General features: G+C 46.1%; 22 protein-coding genes. 18 read left to right on the top strand and 4 right to left on the bottom strand.

The features are described from left to right. The first annotated feature begins 13 nt into the window (after positions 1–13). The 14 genes from NST47_RS29220 to NST47_RS29155 all read left to right on the top strand — a co-directional run bounded on the left by NST47_RS29220 (position 14) and on the right by NST47_RS29155 (position 14,578). Positions 14–1,294: a TolB family protein gene (locus tag NST47_RS29220; protein WP_341158276.1), complete on the top strand. Its 1,281-nt coding sequence runs from the start codon at positions 14–16 to the stop codon at positions 1,292–1,294. After that, entirely contained in the window at positions 1,294–2,604 is a 1,311-nt protein-coding gene (locus tag NST47_RS29215; protein ID WP_341158275.1) for a Gfo/Idh/MocA family protein, read from the top strand. Before NST47_RS29220 ends, NST47_RS29215 begins: the two co-directional genes overlap by 1 nt. Positions 2,605–2,644: 40 nt before the next feature. Continuing rightward, positions 2,645–4,090, top strand: coding sequence for a sulfatase family protein (locus NST47_RS29210; protein WP_341158274.1), 1,446 nt, complete (start codon positions 2,645–2,647; stop codon positions 4,088–4,090). 25 nt (positions 4,091–4,115) lie between these two features. After that, positions 4,116–4,526: a GNAT family N-acetyltransferase gene (locus tag NST47_RS29205; protein WP_341158273.1), complete on the top strand. Its 411-nt coding sequence runs from the start codon at positions 4,116–4,118 to the stop codon at positions 4,524–4,526. Between the two features lie 230 nt (positions 4,527–4,756). Next, a complete protein-coding gene (locus NST47_RS29200) occupies positions 4,757–4,972 on the top strand; it encodes a hypothetical protein (RefSeq protein ID WP_341158272.1) in 216 nt (71 codons plus the stop codon). 168 nt (positions 4,973–5,140) lie between these two features. Continuing rightward, entirely contained in the window at positions 5,141–6,028 is an 888-nt protein-coding gene (locus tag NST47_RS29195) for a LysR family transcriptional regulator (protein ID WP_341158271.1), read from the top strand. Positions 6,029–6,400: 372 nt separating this feature from the next. Then, a complete protein-coding gene (locus tag NST47_RS29190; RefSeq protein WP_341158270.1) occupies positions 6,401–7,240 on the top strand; it encodes a class I SAM-dependent methyltransferase in 840 nt (279 codons plus the stop codon). Between the two features lie 16 nt (positions 7,241–7,256). Further along, positions 7,257–8,813, top strand: a complete 1,557-nt coding sequence (locus NST47_RS29185; protein ID WP_341158269.1) for an ABC transporter substrate-binding protein — start codon at positions 7,257–7,259, stop codon at positions 8,811–8,813. Positions 8,814–8,820: 7 nt separating this feature from the next. Further along, positions 8,821–9,810 carry an ABC transporter permease gene (locus NST47_RS29180; protein WP_341158268.1) on the top strand — a complete coding sequence of 330 codons (990 nt, stop codon included), beginning with the start codon at positions 8,821–8,823 and terminating at the stop codon, positions 9,808–9,810. Continuing rightward, positions 9,807–10,643 carry an ABC transporter permease gene (locus NST47_RS29175; RefSeq protein WP_341158267.1) on the top strand — a complete coding sequence of 279 codons (837 nt, stop codon included), beginning with the start codon at positions 9,807–9,809 and terminating at the stop codon, positions 10,641–10,643. The genes NST47_RS29180 and NST47_RS29175 overlap by 4 nt, the downstream gene beginning before the upstream one ends. Positions 10,644–10,677: 34 nt before the next feature. Then, entirely contained in the window at positions 10,678–12,318 is a 1,641-nt protein-coding gene (locus NST47_RS29170; protein WP_341158266.1) for an ABC transporter ATP-binding protein, read from the top strand. A 193-nt stretch (positions 12,319–12,511) separates the two neighbouring features. Then, entirely contained in the window at positions 12,512–12,937 is a 426-nt protein-coding gene (locus NST47_RS29165; RefSeq protein WP_076233764.1) for a MarR family winged helix-turn-helix transcriptional regulator, read from the top strand. A 307-nt stretch (positions 12,938–13,244) separates the two neighbouring features. After that, a complete protein-coding gene (locus NST47_RS29160) occupies positions 13,245–13,946 on the top strand; it encodes an SDR family oxidoreductase (protein WP_341158265.1) in 702 nt (233 codons plus the stop codon). A 392-nt stretch (positions 13,947–14,338) separates the two neighbouring features. Beyond that, entirely contained in the window at positions 14,339–14,578 is a 240-nt protein-coding gene (locus tag NST47_RS29155; protein WP_341158264.1) for a hypothetical protein, read from the top strand. Between the two features lie 151 nt (positions 14,579–14,729). On the opposite strand, the gene NST47_RS29150 is transcribed toward NST47_RS29155, so the two are convergent. The 3 genes from NST47_RS29150 to NST47_RS29140 form a co-directional block, all read right to left on the bottom strand. After that, entirely contained in the window at positions 14,730–15,299 is a 570-nt protein-coding gene (locus NST47_RS29150) for a YdeI/OmpD-associated family protein (RefSeq protein WP_341158263.1), read from the bottom strand. 84 nt (positions 15,300–15,383) lie between these two features. Continuing rightward, positions 15,384–15,911 carry a DinB family protein gene (locus tag NST47_RS29145; RefSeq protein WP_341158262.1) on the bottom strand — a complete coding sequence of 176 codons (528 nt, stop codon included), beginning with the start codon at positions 15,909–15,911 and terminating at the stop codon, positions 15,384–15,386. Between the two features lie 88 nt (positions 15,912–15,999). Continuing rightward, positions 16,000–16,917, bottom strand: coding sequence for a helix-turn-helix transcriptional regulator (locus tag NST47_RS29140; protein ID WP_341158261.1), 918 nt, complete (start codon positions 16,915–16,917; stop codon positions 16,000–16,002). A 179-nt stretch (positions 16,918–17,096) separates the two neighbouring features. On the opposite strand from NST47_RS29140, the gene NST47_RS29135 reads away from it, so the two are divergent. From NST47_RS29135 to NST47_RS29120, 4 genes are all read left to right on the top strand, one after another. Continuing rightward, positions 17,097–17,861 (top strand): DeoR/GlpR family DNA-binding transcription regulator, encoded by a 765-nt coding sequence (locus NST47_RS29135; protein WP_341158260.1) that lies wholly within the window; start codon positions 17,097–17,099, stop codon positions 17,859–17,861. 43 nt (positions 17,862–17,904) lie between these two features. Continuing rightward, entirely contained in the window at positions 17,905–18,528 is a 624-nt protein-coding gene (locus NST47_RS29130) for an HAD family hydrolase (RefSeq protein ID WP_341158259.1), read from the top strand. Between the two features lie 49 nt (positions 18,529–18,577). Beyond that, positions 18,578–19,879, top strand: coding sequence for an ankyrin repeat domain-containing protein (locus NST47_RS29125; protein WP_341158258.1), 1,302 nt, complete (start codon positions 18,578–18,580; stop codon positions 19,877–19,879). A 94-nt stretch (positions 19,880–19,973) separates the two neighbouring features. Beyond that, entirely contained in the window at positions 19,974–20,171 is a 198-nt protein-coding gene (locus NST47_RS29120) for a hypothetical protein (RefSeq protein WP_445667486.1), read from the top strand. A 181-nt stretch (positions 20,172–20,352) separates the two neighbouring features. Here NST47_RS29120 and NST47_RS29115 read toward each other — a convergent pair whose 3' ends face one another. Then, positions 20,353–21,600 carry an acyl-CoA dehydrogenase family protein gene (locus tag NST47_RS29115; RefSeq protein ID WP_341158256.1) on the bottom strand — a complete coding sequence of 416 codons (1,248 nt, stop codon included), beginning with the start codon at positions 21,598–21,600 and terminating at the stop codon, positions 20,353–20,355. Between the last annotated feature and the right edge of the window lie 23 nt (positions 21,601–21,623).

Here is a 21,623-nt window from a genome sequence, read left to right as displayed (position 1 = left end):
GGAGTGAGTTTTGTTGAACATTAGCGAGCATTTTCCCCGATACTACGATTTTAATCCACTCGTCCCTGTGTGGTGCATAACTCCAGAGACAGATGGTTGTTTACACCGATTTTTCGATACATCGCCTGTCAGCCCGTCTGGGCGTTATGTCGCCTTGCTGCAGCTTCCACAGGAACTTCGCCTTCCTGAACCGGGAGAAGCGGCCAACATTGTACTCGTCGATCTCCATACAGCTGAAGAGCGGATTGTCGCGCAAACATACGGCTGGGAGCCGCAACTGGGCGCTAACATCAACTGGGGCGCGGACGACGATTCCATATTTTACAACGATGTGGATACGACAACATGGGAAGCTCTGTGCGTGCGCCTAAACCCGCATACAGGTGAAAAGCGGAATATGCCTGGAAGTATATACCGAATCTCTCCGGACGGCAAAACGATTATTTCCGCTTGTGCAAAAAGGATGCGGCGAACGCAGCAAGGATACGGCGTTGTCGTTCCAGATGAGCATGTTTCGCGCAACTACGGCTTTCGAGAAGACGATGGTCTCTATGCATTGGATACGGAAACCGGTGAGAGCAAGCTGTTAGTATCCATTAAGGATGTATTTGACCGCGCTATGCCGGGTATCGATAAGTCTCTGTATGAACATGGCGAATGCTATGGATTTCATTGCAAATTTAACCCGCAGGGCGACCGGATCCTATTTACCATGAGATGGTTTCATACGGAACAGGAACAGCCGTGGAATATGATTCAGGGGGGATTGAAGTACTGGGTTGTCACTATGAATTCAGACGGCAGTGATATCCGAGTCGCAGTAGGTCCAGAACAATGGGAAAAGGGCGGCCACCATATTAACTGGTACCCCGACGGCCAACGGCTTTCGATGAATTTGTGTCTCGATGGCGATAAACAGCTGTATTTGGTTCAAGTCAATGCGGATGGTACGAATATTGGCAAAATTATCGACTCGATTCCAGGATCCGGGCACCCGACTGTCCATCCTAATGGAAGACATATCGTTACCGATTCCTATGGACACGAGAAAGTAGCCTTCGGTGACGGAACCGTTCCGCTGCGTTTCATCGATCTTCAGGAAAAGAGCGAATCGACTATTGTACGAATCAATATTGCTAATCCAGGAACGAAGGTATCAGGTGTGCTTCGCGTCGATCCTCACCCTGCTTGGGCACCGGACAATAAGCATCTTGTCTTTAATGGATATGTGGGTGGCACACGCCGCGTATTCATCGCCGACTTGTCCGGTTTACAAAGTCTGGGGGGCCAGTGATGAGTAAGAACATCATGTCTGTGAAACATAGTGATAAGGGGCCAGTTACAGTCGTTATAGTGGGGGCCGGTCACCGCAGCCTGATTTACGCTTCATTCGCAGAGCAGCATCCCGATCAAATGAAAATTGTCGGGGTCGTCGAGCCGGATAGCGAGCGCAGAACTCTAACCAAGGAACGCTTCGAGCTACCTGAGGAATGCTGCTTTGCCGATCTCGAGGAGTTTACTTGTAAGCCCAAGATGGCCGATGCCGTAATTAACGGTACCTTGGATCATATTCATGTAGCTACTTCGATTCCGCTGCTGAGGGCTGGATATGACATCATGCTGGAGAAACCGATTGGTGTCAGCGCAGATGAAGTATTGAAGTTGTATGAAGAAGCTCAGCGCTGCGACAGAAAGGTTATGATTTGCCACGTGCTGAGGTATGCGCCTTTCTATGAATCCATTCGCCGTCAACTTGCTGACGGAGTAATTGGTGATATCGTCAGTTTGACAACAAGCGAGAATGTCAGCTATCACCACATGGCAATGGCTTACGTGAGGGGAAAGTGGGGGAACAAGGCCAAAAGCGGTTCCTCCATGCTCATGGCCAAAAGCTGCCACGATTTGGACATCTTGACCTGGATGAAGGGGGATGTCCGCCCGGTGAAAGTAAGCAGCTTTGGAAGCTTGCTGCAATTCCGGCCGGAGAAAGCGCCTGTCGGGGCGGGCACCCGGTGTCTGGTCGATTGTGCCATTGAGGAAACTTGTCCTTACTCCGCACGGAAAAACTACATCGAGCAGCGTCTGTGGAAAGAATACGTAACTTACAATACACATTTAGGTGTCACGATAAGCGATGAGGAATTGGCGGAATCGCTGCGGATCGACAGCCCGTACGGCCGATGCGTTTGGCATTGCAATAACGATGTGGTCGATCATCAGACGGTCATTGTAGAGTTCGAGGACGGCAGTACTGCGACGCATGTTATGACAGGCGGCGTTTCGAAACGAGAACGTTCTATCCACATCATAGGAACCAAGGGTGAACTTCAAGGAGAAATGGATGAAGGAACTTACTTCATCCGACATCCCGATGCCCGTAAAGGTCATGAATATGCCGAGCAGAAGATCGAACTTGGAGTGTCCGGGGATAGGCATGGAGGAGGAGACTTGCGTATTGTCGCCGATTTCGTCAAAGTATTGCAGGGCGCGTCACCATCAATTTCCTCCACATCACTGGAGAAATCGCTAGATGGGCACTTGATCGGATTTGCGGCAGACCAGTCCCGAATGGAGAATAGAATCGTAGAGCTCAAACAAGTGTAATTTATTATATATAAAAATTGCTTGGATGGAGGTTATGCCGATGAGGAAGGAAAAACCGAATGTTATCCTTATTATGGCGGATCAATTGAGACTGGATGCCATCGGCGTCCATACTCCAAACATCAATCGGTTAAAGGAAAACAGCGTCGTATTCGAAAAAGCGTACTGCGCTTCTCCCATTTGCGTCCCTGCACGCGGAGCGTTCTTTACTGGCATGTATCCTAACGAAACAGGTTGTATAATTAATCGGGGTGAGGAAATGCACTCCTTAGTAAGTCCGGACCTTGACCATCTATACGGGCTTATGGATAACATCTGGGACGTCTGGCATACAGGAAAACAGCATCTTAAGATGGAGCCTAGTCTGGATAAATCCCCTGACAGCCAAACGAACTGGAGAAAACTTGAGGGCCGATACGAAGCGTTTTTGAAGGAGCATCATAAGCGTAGGCCTGGCGGACCGGCTTTTCAGGGGATCGTCCCGGAAATGGCTTATGGAATGATAACACGTCCAAAATCGTATTCAATACCCGCAGTTGGCCGTTACGAAGAAGGTCAGGAGTTCTTCATTGACGAGTTTATAACCAGAGACGCTCTGAAAGCGATCAGGGAGCGCGATCGCAACAAACCCTTTATGCTCAATGTGATGTTCCATGCTCCTCACCCTCCCCTTGAAATACCCGACCCCTGGTTTGATTTGATCAATACGATTGATTTACCCGTGAATGTCGGGGAGTGGTGCCGGAATCAGTCACCGCTCCAGTTATACAACTTGACCGGCGCCATAGGAACCCGATACTCAAGGGAAGATTGGAAACAAATATGGAAAGTCTATCTGGGATTGGTCTCATTACTTGATTATGGCGTGGGACAAATTATCGACGAATTAAAGAAAGAAAATCAGTACGACAATAGCCTGATTATTTTTACGAGTGATCACGGTGAAATGCTTGGCTCACACGGATTATGGCAAAAAATGTGTATGTATGAAGAATCCGTACGTACGCCGCTGTTTATGAAGTTTCCGGCTGATTTCAAACCGGCCGTAACTTCCTGCAGCTCGTTAGTCAGCAGTATTGATGTGCTGCCGACGATATGCGATTATACGCAGATTCAGCCGAAGTCTCCTATGTCCGGCCGATCACTCATGCCATTAATTGCTGGTAGTATAAAAGGACGCGAAAGAATTTTTATTCAATACGATGGCAATGGAGGAAGAGGCAACTTTGGGCGATGTATCGTCGATGGCGATTATAAGCTGATCGTCGATATGTTTAAGAATGAGACGTATATAGAGCTGTACAACGTCATCAACGACCCTCAGGAGAGAAATAATCTTGCATTTCAAAAGTTGATTTATCGTGCGCGTATTGAACAGATGCTGCAGCATTTGCGTGAGCATATGCAAGCTACGAAAGATTTGCTGGAATTACCAAATCAAATCTACGATCAGTTTCTACAGGACTACACGGAGCTTATGTCTTAAATCGAGCCTTAGGAGGTGCTGAAAGATGGAAACGATCCATATTCGAACTATCCATTCACGAAAGGAATTGGAACAAATCTACGATGTATGGGATACTGTCCTTCCGCGAGGAAAAAGCTTCTTTCAAGAACGATTGGAATATGATAACGCCTATTCCACGGATACAACATGGATTGCGGTTATAGATGGCGTAATAGCTGCGGCAGTCCAGTTGTTCACACTTCGTATAAGATTCGGATCATTGGAATTAAAGCTTGGTGGCATTGGCAACGTGTCAACATTGCCTGAATACAGAAAACGTGGTCTGGCACAGCGCATTTTACGCAGGCAATCTGAGTTCATGAAACAAAATGGCTACGATTTATCACTTCTGAATACAAATATTCAATCATTTTACGAGCAGGTAGGGTGGTTCTCTTATCCCAAAAAAGTATAGAGTGCCGATGCTCAAAACATGATGCGGCTTGATAATTCGACGTTATACTCTTTAAGGGGGTATGAGGATACCGATCTGAAAACGATCATGGCGTTGTATGGAGAGACGAACAGAGACCTTCGGCTACTTAGCAAGCTCGTTCCTGAATTCTCGCGACGAATGCTGCAAAGCGAGACAAAAGAAAACTTGGTTCTTCCTGCAACGCTCTGGTTGGACTTGGTGATCAGGAAATGGTTATACGCATTCGTGAGGAGGAGGTGGAAGTCGTAAGAGGTTCCGCATCTGCAGTGTATAATATTTCGCTGCAGCTCAACGAGGCTCAGTGGATCATGCTACTTTTGAACGGTTACCGCACATTAGAAGACCAGTCAGCCGAGGGCATACAATACCTAAGAGTGCTTTTTCCGGAAATTTCCTCTGTATTTTGGAACGCGGATAATTTCTAATTGTATGAATCCTGGAAAGGAGTACGGATACCACCAACCACCTGCTGTGATCATTTTGTATCACTTACTCCATCATATTAATGTCAACTTACCCGAAATGAATTATTCATTCCAATGCATTTTATGTTATGATTTCAGTGACATGAAGGAATGAATGGAGAGTGCAATATGGAACTACTTCAACTACGATATTTTCTTACATTAGCTCGATTGGAGCATGTGACCGAAGCTGCGCAAAGTCTGCACGTTACGCAATCGTCACTAAGCAAAACGATACAACGCTTGGAGGAGGATTTAGGAGTCCCCCTATTCAATCGAATAGGGAGGAAGCTGCGATTGAATGAGTACGGCAAAAGATTCCTTCACCGTGCAGAAAGGGCTTTGTTTGAATTGGAGCAGGGGAAGCAGGAGCTTACTGATTTATCCAGCCCGGAATATGGCACACTCGAATTGGCGGTGACCGCCGCAAGCAAGCTGCCAAATATCCTTCGGGAGTTTCGGAAAAAACGCCCCAATGTTCAATTTCATGTGCAAATGCTGACCACACAGGAAATGGTTACGCTTCTTCATAGAGGAGAGGTCGATTTTTGCTTGTCTTCACCTTCCATACAAGGGGATGACATTGAATGCGAAATTGTGTATGTAGACCCGATTTTAGTAGCTGTTCCCAAAGGGCATCGTCTGGCAGATCAAAGCAGCGTATCCTTGGCAGAATTAAAGGATGAATGGTTTGTCGGTGTAAAGAGAGGCTACGGTACTCGCGATCTAGTGGACTCTATGTGCAAATCGGTTGGATTTGCGCCTAAATACGTATATGAGGGAGATGAACCTGCTAGGCTAACCGCTCTTGTGGAAGCAGAAATTGGCATAGCTTTTATACCAAGTACAGCAAGAAATCCACAGGAACATATCTGTTATCTCAAATTAGAGGACCACGAGTTGGTACGGGAGATTGCTTTGTTATGGCACAAGAGTAGGTACATTTCGCGGATTGCTCAGGAATTCCGTCATGTAGTATTAGAATATTTTGGGTCGATATCCAAAGAGACAATGTGATCATGATATACCACTAATCCATAATAAATTCTGTCGAGGGGTCTCGACATTCTGAGTATGCGGCGAATTTGCCGCATGCTTTTTTACGCATTCATGAGCCCCTTATAGAACTCCGATACATGTCGCTTCCACCGCTCATTCCTTTAAATCAATGATATTATTACATAAAATGCATTGGATCATAGATATGTTTTCAAGTAAGATACCAATAGGAATGATAATCATTTTCAATTAGGGGAGTTTCAAAACTACATGCCAATCGTCAGCAAAAAAGGAGGAATTCTGCTCGCAGTTACCTTGGTTGGAGAAGTTTGATAGGTTTCGTGAATATAGTTTTGAAATGCTAGTTAATACAATAATGAGGTGAGTGCTATGTTAACTGTCAATATTAAGGATTGCTCCTCGTGGGATCAAGTCTGGCAGCACACGCAAAAACAACACGGGGATCTAGCGATCACTATGTGGAATAACCGAGCGCAATCTTTTGCCGGGAACGTCCTTGGAGATGCAGGGAAAAAACGGACAGAGCCAGTCATTCAATGGCTGGAGCAGCTTGGCGTAAGTTTCGAGGGGGCCACGGTTTTGGACATCGGTTCCGGTCCTGGAGCCTTTGCCGTCCCGTTTGCCCTGCGTTCGGCTCAGGTGACGGCGCTTGATCCTTCTTCGGCGATGCTCGAACTGCTGCAGCAAAATGCCCACAGCCACGGCGTTGTTATCGACGGAAAGGAGGCTTTATGGGAAGACATTCTTGTTGATCATGAAGGTTGGAACCAGGCCTTTGATCTCGTATTCGCCTCCATGTGCCCGGCCATCAGCAGTTGGCAATATCTCGAAAAGGCGTTGCAATGCGCCCGAAAGTATTGCTTTCTAAGCATGTATGCTGGAAAAAGGGAGCATAACCTCATACGTGAGTTATGGCCGTTGCTGATGGGAGGAGAACAGCCAGACATGCGTTTGGATATCGTCTACATGCTGAATATACTCTATGCCCGTCAATATCAATTCGAGTTTCGCGTGTTCGAAGAACAACGTGACGTTCTGATGTCGCCTGAGGAGGCGTTGGAATCCATCATGAAATTACTGCCCGTTCATCGTATCCCGATTGTTGCCGACACGAAACAAAGGGTACAAAGCTACATAGCAGAGAAATATCCGAATTCGGTGCCGATACAGACCGCAACACGCTTTGGCCATATTCTTGTGACTTTATAGACTGGAGGGATTCAAATTGAAATCCGTTAAGATCATCGTTCTCTTTTTCTTCGCTATTGTACTATCAGCCTGCTCCCAAAAAGTGCCTGCCTCGGACGTGAATACAGTAAGCCAAGCTGCCCCGCTTGTCATCCGGTTGGCGGGCGGCGACTACGGTCTCCCGTCTCCGTTTACCCATTCCACACGAGGTCCGGGTTTGTACAATATGTATTTGCTGTTTGACGGACTTCTGGAAAAGGACGAGAAGGGTCTGATTCCGTGGCTGGCCACCGATTGGAAAATCGAAAAAGGCGGAAAATCCTATTTATTTACGATCCGTGACAATGTACACTGGCATGATGGCACCGTATTAACGGCAGAAGATGTCAAGTTTTCCTATGATTATTATTTGAAACACCCCCCTGTCCGCAATATGCTTGTCGAAGGAAAAGAAACGTTTGTGGAAAAAGTAGAAATCGTCGAAAAAAACCAGGTGCGAATTACCGTCAAGCAACCGAACGCCTCATACTTGGAGAAAATTGGATTTTCGATGAAAATTATCCCGAAGCATATTTGGGAAGGTGTTGAAAATCCAGTGTCGTTGAAGGATCCAAAAGCGCTTGTAGGATCAGGCCCTTACACGCTTGATGATTACAATGGCGGACAAGGGACATATCGTTTCAAGGCGTTTGACCCTTATTGGGGTCCAAAACCTCGTGTTGCTGTCATCGAACAAGTTCCGGTCAGCGAACCGGTATTAGCTTTTGAAAAAGGGGAGCAAGACATTGCAGAAATCACTCCGGATGTGTTGTCCCGCTTTCAAAATAACCCGGAATATCGCGTGATCCAAAACCCGCCATTTCATGGTGTGCGTCTTAACTTTAATATGGAAAAGCGGCCTGAATTGAAGGACAAAGCCGTCCGCCAGGCATTTGCCTATGCGATTGATCAGGCGGAATTGGTGGAGAAAGTGCTTCGGGGTGCGGGAATACCGGGAAGCGCCGGATATTTGCCTCAAGAACATCCTTACTACAACAACAAGATCAAACCCTATCCGTTTGATCCGGCCAAAGCGAAGCAGCTGCTTAACGGTAAGGAGCTTACATTTAAACTGAACATTCCGAATACGGAACAAACTGTGCGGACCGCCGAACTGATCAAAATCAGTCTGAAAAAAGCCGGGATTGTGCTCAACGTTCAAACGTATGATACGAAAACAAACGATGAAATGGCTCGTAGTGGAAACTATGAGTTGATCTTGAGTGTGACAGGCGGCTGGGGAGGGGACCCGGATCTGTTGCGCATGACCTTTGCTACGAATCCAAACGGTCAAGGCTCTTCAGAAACGATCGGTTACAAGAATGAAGCAATCAATCAACTGGCGGCCAAGCAAATGGTGGAGCCAGATGAGAACAAGCGTCATGAAATCATCAACCAACTGCAAGAACAGATTGCGGAAGAAGTTCCTGCACTCACGTTGTTTAACCAGAAATCGTATTTTGTGTTTCGTCCGAACAAATTTGACGGCTGGATGTACATGTATGATCACCATTACGCCCAACACAGCAAGCTGACTTATTTAACCAGAAAGTAGTGGAGCGATGTTCGTATCTTCGCGATTTATCAAAAAAGTGCTGCATTTTTTATTGGCCTTGCTGCTTCTGGTGATGATCAATTTTGCGATCCCACGGTTAATGCCAGGGGATCCGTTTCTAATGCTCAATACGGAGGACGGCTCTACCTCGGTTTCCTATACGGAAGAACAACTGTCACTCTACTATGCGTTCTACGGGCTTGACAAGCCGCTTCCAATCCAATTTGCGACCTACATCGGCGGCCTTTTTCATGGTGATTGGGGATACAGTCTATATTATAAGAAAGCCGTGCTGCCGATGATCATGGATCGAATTGGCTGGACGCTATCGATGGTAGCTGCAGCGCTTGTGATCAGTACGGTTATCGGTTCCGTCTTGGGCTGTCTGTCGGCCTGGCAGCATAGAAAAGCAATGGATCAGTCCATGTATGTCCTGTTTGTCCTGTTAGCCGAAATTCCCGGTTTTATATTTGGCGTCCTCCTCCTCTTCTGGTTGTCTGCCACCTTGGACTGGTTTCCGTTTTCAGGCGGAAAAAGTCATTACCATTCATTTTCGAGTTGGGTAGAGCTTGCGGCAGACCGGGTGCATCATGCAGCGCTTCCAGTTTTGACGTTGTCTTTTTCCAGCGTCGGCGCATCCTATCTATATTCGCGTAGCAGCATGCTGTCAGTGCTGGATAAAGTTTACTTAACAACCGCAAGAGCAAAGGGGTTAAACCCTTCGACTCTTATATTCCGCCATGCCTTTCGCAACGCGCTTCCGCCTATCGTAACCCGAGTTTTTCTCAGCTTGGGTACCGCGCTAGGCGGTGCTATTTTGGTTGAGAATGTTTTTCGCTATCCCGGTATTGGCCTGTTTATGCAAGAAGCGGTCATGCTGCGCGACTATCCGGTTATTCAAGGGATTTTTCTGATGTTTTCGTTGCTGGTGCTGTCGACGAATGCGTTCGCAGATTTTGTTCTAAGAAAACTGGATCCGAGAGTGAGCGCCCCATGAGCATCCTCAGGTTTTTAAGCCGCCTATCGATGAGCGGTAAGCTGGCGTTGGTTGTGTTCCTCTTGTATATTTTCGTTGCTGTTTTCGCCAACCTATTGTCCCTGCATTCCACATATGAGCCCTCCACGAGAGCCCTCCAGCCGCCTGACAGAACGCATTGGCTGGGCAGCGACGATTTAGGAATAGATTTGTGGGCCCAATTGGTTCAAGGCACACGAACCAGTCTGCTTATCGGACTGGGCACAGCATGCCTGGCCGGTCTTGGTGGAGCACTGCTTGGCATGCTGTCAGGGTATAAGGGCGGCTGGCTGGATCGGCTTATAATGAGGCTGGCTGACGCTGCGCTGGCATTGCCTTCCTTGCCGATAATGATTGTATGCGGCGCTTTTTTTGGTCCCAGCCTATTCAATATTTTGTTGATTCTATCACTCTTTACGTGGATGACACCGGCTCGTCTGATTCGAGCTAAAGCTCTCGCACTCAAGGAAGAGCCTTATGTGTGGTTGTCCCGCAGCTATGGTGCTTCATTGTGGCATATCATTACACATCATTTTCTACCGTCACTGACGCCTTTAATGTTGGTAAGCTGCATTCGCTTGGTGAATCACGCTGTGATTGCTGAAGCCAGCTTGTCCTATCTCGGTTTGGGTGATCCGCTATCCAGAAGCTGGGGATTGATTTTGCATCATGCAGTGCAATTTAAAAGCATCTATTATACGCCGTTTTGGAAGTGGTGGGTGATTTCGCCTTTGGCTGCTCTGCTATTGTTTGTACTCTCTCTTGCTCTCCTGACCCGGGAGCTGGAGAAAAAGTCGGACTTGGTCCGCGAATAAGGAGGCCATGATGTTTTCAGTCGCCGTTCAACATTTGAAAATCGCTTACCCGTCCCAAGCTGATCGGCAAAGGGCGATTTACGATCTGTCCTTCACGCTTCGCGCCGGTGAGCGACTTGGTCTAATCGGGGAATCCGGCAGTGGAAAAACGACAGTCGCCCGAGCATTGATGGGTTTGATCCGAGATGAACATATCTACAGCGGTGACATTTGCTATGATGGGGTTTCTTTTTTGGCGTTAAAAGAATCCGAGCGCAATCGCATTCGCTGGAATCAGGCTGCACTCATGTTTCAAAATGGACTGCACGTTTTAAATCCTGTTTTAACGTTATCGCAACAAATCGTAGAGCCTTTGATCAAGCACAAGAGCATGGATAAGAAAGCAGCGTATGCCGTAGCGGCCGATTACATACGGTTGGTCCAACTAGAAGAGGACATTATGGGCATGTATCCACATCAGCTTTCCGGTGGCATGCGGCAGCGTTTTTTGCTCGCTATGGCGCTGGCCTGCGAACCGCAGTTGGTGATTCTCGATGAACCTACAACCGCTATGGATACGCAGCTTAAGCAAGAGATCATAACCTTGATCGATACGCTGCAGCGACAATTCAGATTTGCACTTTTGGTCATTTCGCATGAATTCCCAGTCATTCAAAGTCTGACAGACAAGTTAATCGTGCTTGATCAGGGTCAGGTGATGGAAGAGGGGCATACAAGCGATTTGTTGCGAAAACCACAACATCCTTATACCCTGGGGCTAATCCAGTCTTCTCCGGAACTGAATCCCTATCTTGACTTATGGGGCATTCCATCGCTGCGTCCGCCCTCTGACCATGGTGGCTGTACGTTTTACAATCGCTGCACGCAAGCGATCGAACGTTGTGCAACAGAACGTCCTGAACTGCAAGATTGCGGTGAGGATAATCAACGTGTCTCCTGTTTACGCGGTGGTATTGTAACGTTGCTGCAGGCAAACAAAGTAAGCAAAATGTTTGGGAAGCGCCCTGCTTGCCACAGCTGCTCGATTTCAATCCGTGCGGGTGAAGCTGTGGCGCTAATCGGTCAGTCCGGTTCCGGTAAATCGACGCTTGGCCTGATGTTGGCAGGATTATTACTCCCGGATTGCGGCGAAATTCTTTTTGAAAATGAACCTGTAAAAATGCAGCAGGCTTCAGCAAAAATGCACGGTATCCAGATGGTGTTGCAGGATCCCTATTCAGCAATCAGTCCTTACTTTAGGGTCAAGCAGGCCATTCAGGAACCGCTGGATGTGCTCAAACAAGGATCTCAGGCAAACCGTTTAGAGCAAGTGAAGCATTTGCTGCAACAGGTGCAGTTGCCGAACCATGATGGCTTTCTTGAGCAAAAATGCAGCGAATTGAGCGGAGGACAGCTCCAGCGCGTCGCCATAGCGAGATCCCTGATTTTGCAACCAAAGCTGTTAATTGCCGATGAAATTCACACGATGCTTGACCCTTCGACACAGGCCAATGTGATGCGTTTATTGAAGCAGTTGCAGAACGAAAAAGGCTTTTCACTTATTTTTATTACGCATAACTTGAGCCTGGCTAGAAAAGTCGCCGATCGTTTCATTAAGATGGAGCAGGGAACGATTATAGAAAATCAATCTGCACTCGAGTTTATTCATAAGAGAAAAGACGAAATCATTCCATAAACATCATTATTTCAGCTTGCTATTTTTTGATAAATACTTTCATATCACGCACCTCGGCGACCTTGGCCAAATTAGTCATTGTAATATTCTTTTCACCACAATTATAACTATGAAGGAAGCTTATTATTAGAGCGAAAAAATTGTATATCATAAAAAGCTTGCTTTTGTGCATATACACATATATATTGAATACATGAATGATCTTGGACCTTTATCCTGTCACTGTTTAGTCGCGCGGCAAATGACCCGGTACGTAACAAAACTGTATGAACGTCATCTTGAACCGTCTGGAATAACTTCGACTCAATTAGCGATACTAAACTTCATTGAGCGCCATCAGGAACTGACAATGAATGAGCTGGCTGAGATGCTGCTGATGGATCGTACAACTTTAGTGCGGGCCTTGAAGCCTTTACAAATTCAAGGCTATGTATTGACCACTCGTCATCTCAACGAGCCGCGTCGGCACTTGCTCTCTCTGTCGCCAAGCGGATGCCTTAAAATCGAAGAAGCAATGCCTTTATGGGAAGCAGCGCAACATGAATATGAAACTGAAATTGGTTATGAGCACGCACGCGCTCTTCGAAACGACTTGTTGAGGATCACGGGAGCACTGTGAAACGTCTCCCGATGATTTATTTACTTCAAACTGTGCATATACACATGTTGATTCAGCTGGGATGACATTGCCATTGTAATCATTCGCAGTAGCAGGGGGATCTAGCATCATTCAAAATTCAATTCGGGGGAGCAACAACTCATGACCAAATTACTAGAAGGCAAGATTGCTGTTAGTACTGGATAATTTTTTTTGCCTTTTTGAGAACGATAGTTCTCAAAAGGATTGAGACAAGCTTGAATAAGCTGGTGACGATAAAAAACAATAATTGAGTACACTAAAGAACAAACAAAAAAGGAGTAGTGACATGGATATTTCTAAACAAGTTGCAATTATCAGTGGTTCTAACCGAGGTCTTGGCAAGAATTTGGCCCAAGAGCTTCTTAAAAGAGGAGCTAAAGTATATGCTGGAGCTAGGAATCCAGCTTCAATTGATTTGCCAGGCGCTGTGCCGCTTCAACTCGATATTACAGATCCCGAATCTGTGGCAGCCGCTGCTGCGGCCGCTGGCGATGTAACCCTTCTGATCAATAATGCCGGTACATCCACAGGAGCTGACCTTTTGACTGGTAAGTTTGACGATATAAACTTGGAATTCAACACGCATGTTTTTGGCACATTATCTATGATTCGTGCCTTCGCACCGATAATTGAAAACAATGGAGGGGGGACGATACTAAACATTTTATCTGTATTATCTTGGTTCAGTATTGGCAATGAAGGAGCTTATTCTGCTGCTAAATCAGCCGAGTGGGGAATGACAAATGCATTACGTTTAAGTTTAGCCTTAAATAATATTAGAGTTGCGGGACTTCACGTTGCTTTCATGGATACGGACATGACAGCCAACGTCAAAGCACCGAAGGCAGATCCAAAGGATATTGCGAAAATCGCAATAGATGGAGTTGAGTTGGATTTATATGAAATTATTGCTGATGATGTAAGTAAAAAAGTGAAAGAGGGACTCTCTGGAGAAATTTCTTCTTTGTACCCAAAATTATTTCAATAAATTTGCCGAGAAAACTTCTAAAACAAAGAGTTACGGGTAGAGAAGCAAATCCCGAAATTGTCGAGACAGTAGGAATCTCTGGCCTTGATCAAACAACGTATTAAAATATAAAAAGCCGCCTCCAATCCCAGGATCATTATGGATTTAGAGGAGGCTTTTTGTATGGTTTGGGACAGGTAGTTATTTATTGGAAAATTTTGATCGTATGATTTACAATGTAAATATTGGACGAGGTTTTGTGAACGGTATCCTTATTTCTTTTTCTTCGACGTTCTGGCTTTGTACTTTGGAGCCTTAACCGATTATGGTTTTATTCAGTTTAACTTTAAAGGAAACAAACAAAAGTGATTCTCCATTGAGGGAGTTTATTAGTAAAAAAGGAGGAAGAAAGCATGAGCATGACTCCACTGCAACAATCGGTATTATTGGCATTGACCACTGAATGGCAGACACCGGCGCAGATCGCTGGTCAGCTTCCGAAAGCATCGAGTAATCTATCCGACGTAAATCAGTCACTCAAAGACCTTTTGCGTGAAGGATTGGTGCAGGCTAATCCAGTTGTTATTGGTCTGTATCGATTAACTACACTCGGCACAACCATCAAGACGACGGAATGGCGTGAGAACCAATAGAGCGGCTCTGCACGCCAGGCTTTCATCGTCTGACCACTTCGATAATCCATTGATGGACTGGCGGCGGCTGTGCAAGAACAATTCGCAATAAATCCGTTTTCCACAGCCCTGTTCGTATTTTTGTGACCGCAGTTAGGACAAGCAGCGCATCTTAATAATCTAGAAGGCGTCCATTATCATGCCATTGACCGTACAATGTATTGTCTTTAGTGTTTGTTATAAATTTGTCTAATCGACTCTTAAATAATTCGGGCTGATTTTTATTGCTTTGTATCGTGTCGATCCGAACTCTTTTATAAAGAGCTGGAAATGCCAAGAAATTTTCATATACATCCCGTTCCTCTTTTAACCTTTGCTCGATAACCCTATCTATTTTAAAAGAATCGTGATTCATATCAGGAAGTACGTTTCTTCCTTCATCTCTCATTAACCCCAGCTTTTCGAGCCGGCGGACACGTTCTTTATTCAATTCAGTCCAAGAACTTCTTTGGATTCTTGGAGACAGTCTCTGCACCAGCCCATTTTCAGCTATTTTCTTTTTGACTCCATCAATCCATCCAAAGCACAAAGATTCCTCGACTGCATCCAAATATAGCAACGTATCCGGGTTTGGCGTCATACTAACTACTACCCAACAAGATTTTTCAGTCTTACCATTTTCCTGCAGCCAAATCCTCAAATCTTCTCTCGATTGTACTGTACTTAGATTTTCAATTTCCATATATAAAATACAATCTCCTTTCTAACATATGGAGAGTAATAGCAAAGGAGACTTAATTCTCTGTTCTCAGTTGGTATCAACTCATCATATGGAGGAAATGGATTCCGCAGGCCCCTGGTACCAAAAAAGTGAATAGTCGTTCATGGTAGATGCGTAGCCCAACTGACGCAGCATTGCAGAAACATTGCCGCGGTGGTAACTGCCGTGGTTAACCACTTGCAGCACAATTTCTGATAATCGAGTGATGCGCGTACGGGCGTACGGGTTCTCGAGCACAATGGTTTGCTCCAAGTCGTCCTGGCTTCGGAACCATGCTCTGTATTGTTCCGCTAACTCACTAAAGGCAATCGCAAATTCATCTACAGAGGACCGAAGGGTTTCTTGTTGAAGTGGAAGGCACGCCTCCAGCGCCTTGGGCATACTGGTACCACTCAGAACCTGAAGCCAACACTTGTCAAGCGCATAGATATGCGCGAACGCTTCACCGATGGTGGGAAACGAGCTGTTTACTTCTTGACTCAGTACAGAGGACGGGAGCTCCTTGATTCTTCCCAGGATAGTTTGGGTGGCCCATGTGTGGTATTCAAACATTTGTTCAGGATGTTTCGACATTGGTAAAGTCTCCTTTTGACTTGTAATGGTTATGAATTTGATTTTGTTTCTGTTGCTATCATAAACAAAGAAGTATGACAACAGTCTGTCATACTTCTTCATAAAGTTGGAGTGTATTTTGAAGCTGTTCTTTTAAGACCCCTCGTAGTGCCAAGGGCTCGAGGACTTCGGCGCCGCTGCCAAAACTGAGAAGAATTGACCAAAGCCAGCGTGCTTCTAGTGGTTTATAAACAGGAATTCGTATCGTCATACTTCCATCGTCATGAAATTGCTTATCTGCCTGGTGAAACTGATCCAATGCTTCCGACAAAGCCTTCGGCCCCACTCGAATTACCACATCTTTCAACTGATCGTACCATTCCTGGTTTGAGGAAACAGCCTCCTTCGGTACCACGTGATGCGGCTGAAAGTCTTCCTGTGTCAAGAACAAATTCATCATCCGGGATAGTCGAAACTCCCGATAATCACGTCGTGATCGGCAAAACCCATAAACATACCAATTGCGATATTTGAAATGAAGCCACGTCGGTTCTATATCACGGGTCGTACGTTCATTATTTGCATTGATATAATCAAACCGAACGATTTTTCGCTCCGTAATGCCCGTTCGTAAATGACGAAGCGCATCAGGCTCCGTCCGGCGAGTTTCAAAGTCCACAGATAGACTAGAGGTCTGATGCTCGGGTCCGATCGTTTGTAGTCGTTCAATGGTCCCCTGGGCACGCACGTCTTTAAACACGGTGGAGAGGCTGCTAAGCACGGTGATCAGGGAATCGACATCGTAAGAACCGAGCAAACTTTTGTCCATTTTGTAACCGTCCATCATGCCATAACCGCCTTTAATTCCCTGATACGATATGACGGGGAAGCCCGCTGCACAGATCACATCGATATCCCGATAGATGGTTCTTTGGGAAACTTGAAACTCTTCGGCCAGCATGGAGGCAGACAAAACTTCGTGATTCAGCAGCTTATAGATTATGGAGATCAATCGCTCCAATTTCATGTGTATCCCCGCCTGTTAGTCCATTTCGTATCACTGCTCATTATTATATCACTGACATACTGTTGTTAGCATTATACGTTTACCAACCGGTGCTGCATATGAAAGAATTAAGTTAGTTTAAGTAATAATTGTTGAGTTATCGCTTAAACTAACTTATATTTATGTTAAGGAGGGAATTTATGAACCAAGAGGAACGATTAATAAGTATCTTAAATTATTTAGAACTGCATAAAACGATTAATATTAAACAAATATGTGAGAAGTTCAACGTTTCTCGGGATACAGCCAGACGAGATATTGTAAATCTGACTAATCAAAATTTAGCAACCAGGACCTACGGTGGAATTGCACTACCTTCTTTTCACAAGCAAATTGAGGATTATCAGGAACGACTTCAAATCGAGCCATTTTCAAAAAATTTACTTGGTAAAGCTGCTGCAAATATGATAAATGACTCGGATTTGGTATATTTGGACATTTCTACGACGGTAAACTTTATACCTCAATACTTGGAATCAAAAGAAGTTACAGTTGTTACTAATTCGATTGATTGTGTGTACGAACTGGTCCAATCAGATAAAGCAACCATTCATATTTTAGGCGGCATAGTAAACAAATCATCACGACATATTTCAGGCTACTCTGCTATTGAGAAGCTAAGTGACTTTAACTTTAATAAAGTGTTCATTGGGACTGCCGGAATTACGGAAGACGGCATTTATTATGGTTTTGAAGAAGATATTTACTTTAAGCGAGAGTTGATAAAGAATGCGGATCACGTCATTTTATTGGCTGATTACACGAAGTTTAATAAGCATCATAAATATAAAGGGCTGCCCTATAGTTCAATTCATACAATAATTACGGACAAATCGCTACCAGATAATCTTAATAAAGTTATTTCGAAAAATGGCATAGAGATTAAAGTCGTGAACAAAGAATAGATCAGTTTTGGTTTCTACACGTAAATGAAGAGGAGTGTTGGTAATGCCTCAATATAACACTGTAATATTTGATGTTGATGGTACATTGATTGACACTGAAAAGGCGGTCTTAGCTTCGCTTCAGAAATTGTTAAGCATAGATTATAACAAAGATATTGACCCATCAGAGCTCAAATTTGTACTAGGAATCCCAGGCGCTATCGCATTACCTCAACTCGGAATTACTGATATTGCTGAAGCAAATGAGAGATGGAATTATTTCATGAAGGACTTCTTCCATACAGTTACTATATTCGATGGTATTATTGATTTAATGAACTCGCTCGGTAATAAAGGTATACAACAGGGGATTGTGACTTCGAAAACAACGATTGAACTACAAAACGATTTTGTCCCGTTTGATCTGATGAAATATTTATCACATGTTGTTTGTGCAGATGATACTGCAAAACATAAGCCTAATTTAGATCCATTACTAAAATTTTTAGAGATTTCAAACGCTAATCATGAGACTTCAATTTATGTTGGAGACACCATTTATGATTATAAATGTGCTCTCGATGCCGGTATTGATTTTGGTTTAGCTTTATGGGGATGCAAGAATCATGAGCATATACCTGCAAAATATAAGTTTGTTAAACCGCAAGACATGCTTAAGATCATATAGATAGGCGGTGCAGGGGAGCCTATACGAAATTTGATTGGAGGCTAAAGACATGAACGAGCAGATGGTCGTTGAACAGTTCAAACAGGCGGTCATGAGCAATGAAACGGTCGCGACGAGCCGATGCCTAAACGAGCATCCCTTTCTCGTCCAGCAAATTAACGAGCCGTGGTTTGCCTTTAATACGCCTGCAATCGTCGCCGCAGCGGCAAACGGGAGCCGTGAAACCGTGGACGTATTGCTTGCTCACGGCGCTGATTTGCATGCAAAAAGCAGCTGGTGGGCTGGAGGATTCGGGGTTTTACATCATGAACATCATGAGCTTTCCCGATACTTGATTGAACGAGGAGCTCCCGTTGATATACATGCGGCCGCAGCGCTGGGCATGTTGGATACTGTGAAAGAAATGGTCAAGATGAATGCCGCCGCCGTTAATCAGCGCGGACCCGATGGGCAGGTTCCGCTCCATTATGCCACTGAGCCTGAAATCATTGATTTTCTGCTCGCTCACGGCGCCGATATCGATAAGCGCGATATCGATCATGGCAGCACGCCAGCTCAATGGGCGATCGATAACACGGCAAAATGCAGGTTTCTCATTGATCGTGGCTCGACAGCAGATATTTTTATAGCGATCCATATCGGAGATCCGGAGCTGGTCCGCTCTTTCATTCGTGCTGACCCCGAGTGCCTTCAAGCTCAAGTCGGACGAGGTAGTTTCACTTCCGGCGAATCAAATGGAGGACACATCTACACGTACAAAATAGGCGCAAAAACGCGACCGTTCTATCTTGCGGCGCGCTGCAATCACCCCGAGATCGTGGATCTGATCGCGAAGCATAGTCCATCAAATCAGCGGCTGTTACTTGCCTGCATGCAGGGCGAGCCCGCGGCTGTGCAAACTCTGCTTAAGCAGGATTCAAATCTGGTACAATCGCTCTCGCCCGAGGATCTAAGCTTAATTGCCGATGCCACATGGAACAATGAGGTTCAAGCTGTTCGTACGATGCTCGAAGCCGGGTTCCCTGCCGATTCCCGCCGCGATGACAAGGATTTTACGGCGCTTCATAACGCGGCTATGCGAGGAAACGGCGAAGCGGTACAGTTGCTGCTTGCGTACGGCGCATCTGCTCATCTAACCCACGGTTACGGAGGCAATGCATTGGACAGCTGCATGTGGGGATCCGTTCACTTTCGAGATCAGGCTGGGGATTATTCGGCGGTGGCGGAGCAACTCCTTCAAGCCGGCGTTCCCTTGCCCAACGAAGCGTCAGGCAGCGAAGACGTAAAGGAAGTGCTAGCGCGTCACGGAGTCGGGATCATGAGAGGGCAGGATAGTTCGATTGACATTTAAGGCTTTGTATTCCCAGGACACCGGTAATACTCAGGGCGGATTTCTCATATGCTGATTCGAGGAGGGATCACCAGTGCCCTGGCAGCAGAAAGCCATGTCTTTGATCGGCCGACCGGTAGGCGTTTCCTTAGCGACTGGCCAAGGGATTTCCGGCATTTTATGCGGAATGCATAATGGCCAAATTTTTGTACTTCAATATTTGTACCACTCCCAATTTGCAACCATGCACTATACTTTTGCACAGGTTCAGGATATTCATCCTTTTCCGTCCTGCTATCCACACCCAAGATGATATTACAACGAAAGCGTCCTTCTCGCCATGCTTGTAATTATTGTTGCGATGATCGGAGTACAACTGCTTATCACTAGCCGTAAAACTGTAGGTCACACAAGCACCTAGTTCCTTTCCCCGATCAATAACGGAAATGCCAGCTACCCTCAATTCCGAAGAATGAGGGTAACTTTTTTGTATATTAGCGAGCTTTTCCTGGAAGGGGGACAGGCTCTGCCAAGCCTAGCTCGTATTTGCCTACAGCTTCCCGTCTGCGATCGACCGGATCATGCAGGGTTAGCGTTCTGGCGTTGCGGTAATAAAGATCGAAACCGTATTTTTGCGTTGCCGAGGAAGCTCCCATAACCTGAAAAATAGAATTCGTTACATCTAGCGAGACCTCGGTTGCCGTAATCTTGGCATGGGAAGCGGCAATATGAATGCTGCTGCGCAGGTCGGGATACGTCATATATGCCTGCAGCAACCGAGCGGCGCGAATGACCGATTGCTGTGCAGAGGCGAGCTTGGTCGCCATATCAGCTACGCGCAGCTGAATATAAGGATCTTCAGAAGCATGGGCCTGTTCGCCCCAAGGACGAGCGCGTTCTTTAACGTAATTCAACGCGTCACGATAAGCGCCCTGAGCCATGCCGACGAACTGGGCTGCGAAGTTGATCTGGAACTGGGCCGCGAAATAATCGGCGCATTCCCGATAGCTGCCGGGCTTCCCGAATAAATGCTCGTTCGGAATCCATACGTTGTCTGCCGTCACATGTCCGCTGCCCGTACCTCGTTGTCCGATCCCGTTCCAATCATCGGTGATCGTAACGCCGGGTGCGGACAACCGAACAATGGGCATCACATAACGGTCATCCTGTGTGCCTTCCACATCCCCGGACACCGAGCGCCAAAATGCCCACTTGGAGCCGGTAGACGAGGTGGCGAACTGCTTGCTGCCGGTGAGTCGATAGCCGCTGCTGTCGTCGGCTTGTCGAAGCGTGCTGTCAAGCTGAAAGCGATTCGGTCCGGCCTCACTGCCGAAGCTGGCAAACAAATGGCCATCCAACGCCTCCTGGAAAAAGTATTTCTGCTGTGCCTCATTGCCCATGGCATGAACGAGCTGCACACCCGTATGATGCAGCGTAAACACCTGCGAGGTCGATGAGCACCAGGAAGCGATTTCCATTAATGCGAGTGTGAGCATCAAGGTGTCACCGTATATGCCTGCCCCTGAGCCGCCTGAGGCTTTGGGTACGCACAAGCCTGTTAAACCGGCTTGCCTAAGTGCATGGATACCAACAGCCGGAAAAGTTCCGTCACGATCGGTTTGTCGTGCTGCAGGTCCAATCTGTGTGCGCCCGATTCTGCGTATTCGCTGAACGTGATCGTACTGCTCGTTCGTATATTCGAACAGTTCGACACGGCTGGCGTGATCATCAAAGCTGAACATATGACTTCCCTCCGGGTACATTT

The sequence above is a fragment of the Paenibacillus sp. FSL H8-0034 genome, assembly GCF_038000305.1.
Taxonomy (GTDB): domain Bacteria; phylum Bacillota; class Bacilli; order Paenibacillales; family NBRC-103111; genus Paenibacillus_S.
This window is presented reverse-complemented; position numbering and strand designations above follow the sequence as displayed.

What these genes read in the sequence shown, in the direction of transcription:
- NST47_RS29195 (WP_341158271.1), top strand. Translation starts at nt 5,141, where the DNA reads ATGGAACTACTTCAACTACGATATTTTCTTACATTAGCTCGATTGGAG.
- NST47_RS29125 (WP_341158258.1), top strand. Translation starts at nt 18,578, where the DNA reads ATGAACGAGCAGATGGTCGTTGAACAGTTCAAACAGGCGGTCATGAGC.
- NST47_RS29180 (WP_341158268.1), top strand. Translation starts at nt 8,821, where the DNA reads ATGTTCGTATCTTCGCGATTTATCAAAAAAGTGCTGCATTTTTTATTG.
- NST47_RS29115 (WP_341158256.1), bottom strand. Translation starts at nt 21,600, where the DNA reads ATGTTCAGCTTTGATGATCACGCCAGCCGTGTCGAACTGTTCGAATAT.
- NST47_RS29200 (WP_341158272.1), top strand. Translation starts at nt 4,757, where the DNA reads ATGGTTATACGCATTCGTGAGGAGGAGGTGGAAGTCGTAAGAGGTTCC.
- NST47_RS29130 (WP_341158259.1), top strand. Translation starts at nt 17,905, where the DNA reads ATGCCTCAATATAACACTGTAATATTTGATGTTGATGGTACATTGATT.
- NST47_RS29160 (WP_341158265.1), top strand. Translation starts at nt 13,245, where the DNA reads ATGGATATTTCTAAACAAGTTGCAATTATCAGTGGTTCTAACCGAGGT.
- NST47_RS29215 (WP_341158275.1), top strand. Translation starts at nt 1,294, where the DNA reads ATGAGTAAGAACATCATGTCTGTGAAACATAGTGATAAGGGGCCAGTT.
- NST47_RS29155 (WP_341158264.1), top strand. Translation starts at nt 14,339, where the DNA reads ATGAGCATGACTCCACTGCAACAATCGGTATTATTGGCATTGACCACT.
- NST47_RS29150 (WP_341158263.1), bottom strand. Translation starts at nt 15,299, where the DNA reads ATGGAAATTGAAAATCTAAGTACAGTACAATCGAGAGAAGATTTGAGG.
- NST47_RS29145 (WP_341158262.1), bottom strand. Translation starts at nt 15,911, where the DNA reads ATGTCGAAACATCCTGAACAAATGTTTGAATACCACACATGGGCCACC.
- NST47_RS29175 (WP_341158267.1), top strand. Translation starts at nt 9,807, where the DNA reads ATGAGCATCCTCAGGTTTTTAAGCCGCCTATCGATGAGCGGTAAGCTG.
- NST47_RS29165 (WP_076233764.1), top strand. Translation starts at nt 12,512, where the DNA reads ATGAATGATCTTGGACCTTTATCCTGTCACTGTTTAGTCGCGCGGCAA.
- NST47_RS29135 (WP_341158260.1), top strand. Translation starts at nt 17,097, where the DNA reads ATGAACCAAGAGGAACGATTAATAAGTATCTTAAATTATTTAGAACTG.
- NST47_RS29120 (WP_445667486.1), top strand. Translation starts at nt 19,974, where the DNA reads ATGTCTTTGATCGGCCGACCGGTAGGCGTTTCCTTAGCGACTGGCCAA.
- NST47_RS29205 (WP_341158273.1), top strand. Translation starts at nt 4,116, where the DNA reads ATGGAAACGATCCATATTCGAACTATCCATTCACGAAAGGAATTGGAA.
- NST47_RS29190 (WP_341158270.1), top strand. Translation starts at nt 6,401, where the DNA reads ATGTTAACTGTCAATATTAAGGATTGCTCCTCGTGGGATCAAGTCTGG.
- NST47_RS29140 (WP_341158261.1), bottom strand. Translation starts at nt 16,917, where the DNA reads ATGAAATTGGAGCGATTGATCTCCATAATCTATAAGCTGCTGAATCAC.
- NST47_RS29210 (WP_341158274.1), top strand. Translation starts at nt 2,645, where the DNA reads ATGAGGAAGGAAAAACCGAATGTTATCCTTATTATGGCGGATCAATTG.